This window comes from Clostridium sp. CM74B_53, assembly GCF_036318045.1.
GTDB lineage: Bacteria > Bacillota > Clostridia > Lachnospirales > Lachnospiraceae > Pilosibacter.
Genome location: NZ_JAWQDE010000035.1, coordinates 1 through 2,978 on the forward strand (window position 1 = coordinate 1; position 2,978 = coordinate 2,978).

Below are 2,978 nucleotides of genomic sequence, written 5' to 3' on the forward strand. Positions count from 1 at the left end.
TCTTTGAAAACTCGGACTTCCTTGTGCTGCTCTCGCAGGCACAGGGGGACCGGCAGATTTTAGCCAAACAGCTTGGGATCAGCCCCCACCAGCTTTCCTATGTGACCCATACCAATTCCGGCGAAGGGCTGCTGTTCTTCGGGAATACCACCATCCCGTTTGTTGACCGCTTCCCGCAGAATACCGAGCTGTACGCCATTATGACCACCCGCCCGGAGGACAAAAAACAGGAAATGAACCGGGCGTAACACACTTCGGGCCATGATGGCCCGAGGTTTGGAAAGGAGGGATACATTATCGGAAAGAAACCGGACAAACGGAATTTTCAAAGGCCGGGGCCGACGGAGGATACCGGGGACAATCGCCCCGGACCGGCAGAACGGGAAGGACCTTCCCCCGCACCGTCCCGACGTCTACGGTTTGAGGACGAGGATGCCGGGCAGGACAGTCCTTCGGGCCATGATGGCCCGAAGTCCAAAAGCGGCAAGTTTCAAGAGGACAGCCGCAAAAGCCGTCCCTCTGACCGCATGAGGCAGGAGGATGAAGCGAGCAGGCCGCAGGATACCGGCAGGGCACAGGAGCCGGAGGGCTCCGCCGAGAAGGCCGGGAGTAAAAAGGACAAGTACCAGAAGGCGCAGGCCAAAGCGGAGCGCGCCGGGGAAAAGCTGGGAAAGGCCCGGGAGAAGCTGGATAAGGTCGAGGCGAAACGGGCGGCGCAGAAGCCGCCGGGGCTTGCGAAGAAAGCTGTCCGGGGAGCCCGTACAGAAGCATGGTTCTATGTCCACAACAAGATCCACGAAGTTGAGCATGAAAATGTGGGTGTGGAAGGAGCCCATAAGTCGGAACTTGTGGCCGAGGCCGGAGCCCGGAAACTGACCCGGTATGCCAAACGCCGCTGGCGGGAGCACCCGGCCCGGAAGGTGGCAAAATGGGAACGGAAGGACATAAAAGCCCGGGCCAATATGGATTTTCAGAAGATGGCCTCCGAGCACCCGGAGCTTGCCAGCAATCCGCTTTCCCGTGTGCAGCAGAAATGGAAACTGAAACGTCGGTATTCCAAAGAAGCAAAGGCGGCTGCAAAACAGGGCGCAAAGACCGCAAAGAAAACCGCTGCCGCTTCGGGAACTGCGACCCGTCGGGCGGCGCAGTTTGTGACCCGTCATCCCGTGGCGGTGCTGGTCCTGCTCCTGCTGTTGCTGCTCTGTTTTCTTGTGTCGGCGGTAAGCTCCATCTTCCCCACGCTTGGCAGCGGCCTTGCCAATGCGTTATCCGGCACCTCCTACGCCTCGGAGGATACGGACCTGCTGGGCGTAGACGAGGACTACACGGCGCTGGAAAACGAGCTGGCGCAGACGGTGGCAAACATCGAAAGCACCCATCCCGGCTATGACGAGTACCGCTATTCCGTGGACGAGATCGGCCATAACCCCTATGAGCTGGCGTCCTATCTCTCGGCAAAGTACCATGTGTATTTCCGGGAACAGGTGCAGGACGAGCTGCGGGAGATCTTTGAGGCACAGTATGAACTGACCTTGACGGAGGAAGTCGAGATACGCTACCGCACCGAAACCAGCACCGACCCGGAGACAGGGGAAACCACCACCGAGGAAGTCCCCTATGAGTATTACATCTTAAATGTGACCCTCACAAACAAGACGCTGCCTGCCGTGATCCTGCCGAGGCTTAACGAACAGCAGCGGGAAATCTACACCGTTATGCAGCAGCTCAAAGGCAACAAGCCCTATCTGTGGGAAGGGATTTACAACGGCGGCGAAGATACCGGCCCCAGCTATGAGATACCCGGCGAGGCGCTGGATGACCCGGCTTTTGCGGCGCTCATGGAAGAAGCCACAAAGTATATCGGCTGGCCCTATGTGTGGGGCGGCTCCAGCCCGTCCACCTCCTTTGACTGTTCGGGCTTTGTCTGCTGGGTGTACACGGCCAGCGGCGTCCACAACCTGCCCCGTACCACGGCGCAGGGCATTTACAACCAGTGCGCTATCATTTCTCCCTCCGAGGCAAAGCCCGGCGACATTATCTTTTTCACGGGAACCTATGACAGCCCCGGCCCTGTGTCCCATGTGGGGATTTATGTGGGCGACGGGATGATGCTTCATTGTGGTTCGCCCATCCAATACGCAAACATCAATTCAAGCTACTGGCAGACACATTTCTATGCCTTCGGGCGTTTGTGAGCCAGAGGAAAGGAGTCCTTGCATGAACAAGATCGACAAGCTCGATAAGGAACTGGAAAAAGCCCGGGAGAAGGCAGCCGAGTGGCAGGCCAAAATCCGGGAGCTGGAAAAGCAGAAACAGGAGGAAGAAAACAGCCAGATCGTGCAGGCGGTGCGCTCGCTCAAACTGACCCCCGCCCAGCTTATGGCTTTTTTGAATGACCCCAAAAACAGCCTTACCGCTTCGGGCCATACTGACCCGAAGCCGGAGGCACCCGAAAAGGAGGACACAGCCCATGAAGAAAACTAAATACCGCAGGCTGGCGGCGATGGCTGCCAGCCTTTTGTGTTGCCTGATCTTTACGGTCCCGGCCTACGCCCAGAGCAGCGAGCCGCAGCCGGAGACAGCTCCCGCCCCGGTGGAAACCGAAGCGGAGCCGGAAACCCAGAACCCCTTTACCCCGGACGGGACGGGAACCGTGGTGGACAACGCCACCGACGAGGACGGTAAAGAGTTCTACACCATCACCACCGCAGACGAGAGCGTGTTTTATCTGGTGATCGACAAACAGAAAACCAGCGAGAACGTCTATTTCCTCAATACCGTTACCACAGACGACCTTCTGCCTCTTGCCGAACAGGGTAAGGAACCGCCCCAAGAAGTGACCCCGGAGCCAGAGCCAAAGCCCACCGAACCTGTGGAGGAAGTACCGGAACCCGAGCCGGAGAAAAAGGACAGCCCCCTTCTCTCTCTGCTCCTGATCGGTGCGGTGGTGCTGGCCGGCGGTGGGATTGGTTACTATT

General features: G+C 58.3%; 4 protein-coding genes. All 4 read left to right on the forward strand.

What is annotated here, in order from left to right:
• Positions 1-248, forward strand: a 248-nt coding sequence (locus V2546_RS15560; RefSeq protein ID WP_486463606.1) for a hypothetical protein, incomplete at its 5' end; no start/stop codon positions are given.
• 279 nt (positions 249-527) lie between these two features.
• On the forward strand, positions 528-2,195 hold the full coding sequence (locus V2546_RS15565) for a CD1108 family mobile element protein (RefSeq protein WP_329752823.1): 1,668 nt from the start codon (positions 528-530) through the stop codon (positions 2,193-2,195).
• A gap of 22 nt (positions 2,196-2,217) precedes the next feature.
• A complete protein-coding gene (locus V2546_RS15570; RefSeq protein WP_005927622.1) occupies positions 2,218-2,484 on the forward strand; it encodes a DUF4315 family protein in 267 nt (88 codons plus the stop codon).
• The coding region (locus tag V2546_RS15575; protein ID WP_329752824.1) for a CD1107 family mobile element protein at positions 2,471-2,978 on the forward strand (508 nt) is incomplete at its 3' end. The genes V2546_RS15570 and V2546_RS15575, both read left to right, overlap by 14 nt.